Origin of the sequence: Pseudomonas fluorescens (assembly GCF_000967965.1) — a bacterium.
Lineage (GTDB): Bacteria > Pseudomonadota > Gammaproteobacteria > Pseudomonadales > Pseudomonadaceae > Aquipseudomonas > Aquipseudomonas grandcourensis.
In genome coordinates this window covers 1-2460 of the sequence record NZ_LACC01000082.1, presented here as the reverse complement: position 1 = coordinate 2460, position 2460 = coordinate 1, and the positions used below count along the sequence as shown (strand labels likewise).

The window sequence follows — 2460 nt, the reverse complement described above, 5'->3', positions numbered from 1 at the left end:
AATGACGATCTTGCCGCTGTCAGTGAACTTCACCGCGTTACTCAACAGATTACTCAGCACTTGCTGCAGACGGTTGCGATCCCCAGCGAGCAGAGGCAGATCCGGTTGCAGGCAGCAGTACAGTTCCACGCCTTTTTTTTGCGCCAGCGATACGAAGCTCCTCGCCACGCCCTCAGCCAACTCAACAAGATTGAACGGTTCGGACTCCAGGGTCAGCTGGTTCGCTTCAATCCTGGAGAAATCCAGAATGTCATCAATGATATTCAGCAGGTTACTGGAGGAATGCTCAATGGTGTTCAGATAGCCCCGCTGCTGTTGTAGCAACGTAGTGTTTGCCAGCAGTTCCAGTGTGCCCAGTACGCCGTACAGCGGGGTGCGAATTTCATGACTCATCATCGCCAGGAACGTGGATTTGGCCGCATTTGCCTCGTCGGCAGATGCTTTGGCCGAGACCAGTATCAACTCTGCATTCCTGCGCTCATTGTCATCGCCAAACGAACAAAAAAGCGCAGGCTCATCGTAATAATTAACCTTGACCAAGTGGGCCAAAACACGCATGCGCTCCCCGGTGTCTGGCGTCTGTGCATCAATTTCAAGGGGCCCGGTTTCAGGCATTTCCTTGTCTGACATCATCAAAAAATACTCGCGCAATCCCCAACGCCGTCCATCGTGCTCAACGTCGACTGTTATCAGTTCCCGAGACTGCTCATTCTGAATCAATACTTCGCCATCGCTCATGCGCAATAAGCACAACCCCACCAGAGAGTGGTCCATCACTGTCTGGACCAGATTACGCCCTTCAAACACTTTCGTTGCTTTTTGCTGTGCCGAAGTATGCATACGACGCCGAATGCTTCTTGCTATCCAAACGGTACCCGCTAGCCCTAACACCAGCACACATGACGAAAAAACAATCGCTAGCCAATGGGTTAAAAGCACCTTGGTTAAAGGAACGCCATAAACAACACGCCAATGTACTTGTGGGGCTTCAACAAAAATCAGCAGCCAGGTTCCGTCAATTTCGAAGTTAAAACCGGAGCTATCCTGCACTGCCCGCTGATGAGTCCTCAAGGCACGAGTCCCTTCCAGGGCAGCATCTGCGACAACCAGTCTTTCTTTGGAGTCGAACAACGCCAGGCTCATGCCATATTGCTGTAACCACTCCCGTCCTTCTAACGCTGATATCGCAACCTCACCCATCAAATACGATGCAAGCCTTCCATGTTGATCATAGATGGGCACATAGCACGTAATAACCTGAGTACCATCAACGACACTGGCATGTGCGGCCGTCCAGACACTCCCTTTATTAACCCCCGCACTGCCGGCTAAATCAGCGTCGTCATGAAAAATCGGGGCTCTGACTTCCTCAATATAATCGCCAAGCTCAATCGAGCTCTGACGGGAGCCGTTTTTCCAGTCCTCGGCAGTGTCAAATGAATTGAAAAGCAACGCGTCTTCTGCGGAGATCAGCAATCGCCGTCTGTCTTTATATTTTTCCTGCGCAAATACACCGCCCATATTGGAAAGGATCTTCGCTTGCCGAAAAAACTCATACTCCGTTCCCTTTGGGCTTTTTCCCCCTCCCCGGAGTATGATGCCCCTCCCACTATCATTTATCCCTTCAACGCCGCTGTTAGTAATCACAGGTAGTTCAGCCAGGCTATCCAGCCTGGAAGCATCACTTCTCACCAGCACATCCGACTGAAGTATCCGTGCAGTACTCTCGACAAAAAGTTCTTCTGCATCTGCGCGTAAAAACAGAGCTCTGGCGTGCTCACGACTCCATCTGTCGTATTGGCCAACCGCGTGGAGAAAAACGCCGTGGAGATAAAAAACGAACAGAGCACACAGTACTAACGATGCCAGCGCGGTTGCGCAGCCTGGCAACAGTTCAGAACGCTGAATTTGCCGCTTTTCCACTGCGCCCTCCTCAATGAGTGTGACCAGATCACACGCTGCTCAAAATTCTTGGCGCGGACAACATTTTTCTGTTGTTTCTCGCGACTCACCTGCTAGCACAGCCCTCCAATTCGCAGAAGCTCCCGCTTGAGTCCAGCCAGAGAAACGGGTTTGGCCAGGTAGCCATCCATACCGGCCTGAAAACAGCGCTCTCCTTCATCGGCCTGGGCATTGGCGGTCACCCCGACGATAGGCACTTTGATTCCCTCTGCGCGTAGTCGCCGGGTCAATTGGTAACCATCCAGCTCTGGCATGTTCACGTCAGTTAAGACCACATCGAAGGATTCACCATGCTGCCAGCGTTGCAAGGCTTCACGACCATCCGAAGCCATTGTTACCTGACAGCCCAGTTGCTGCAGTTGTTCGGTCAGTACTAACTGGTTGATGGGATGATCTTCAACGGCCAACACGTGCAACGCCTTGAGTACCGTGGGCGCAAAGACAAGTGATGTACTGCCTCCCAATGGGTCGTTCCCCTCAGCCAGTTGCAAGGCTTGC

The 2460-nt window shown here is 52.0% G+C and carries 2 protein-coding genes; both read right to left on the bottom strand.

All coding sequences use genetic code 11. The features are described 5' to 3' along the window. On the bottom strand, positions 1 to 1923 hold a 1923-nt coding region (locus tag VC35_RS28445; protein WP_311132828.1), incomplete at its 3' end, for a histidine kinase dimerization/phospho-acceptor domain-containing protein. 92 nt (positions 1924 to 2015) lie between these two features. Next, positions 2016 to 2460, bottom strand: a 445-nt coding sequence (locus VC35_RS28280; RefSeq protein ID WP_046044039.1) for a response regulator, incomplete at its 5' end; no start/stop codon positions are given.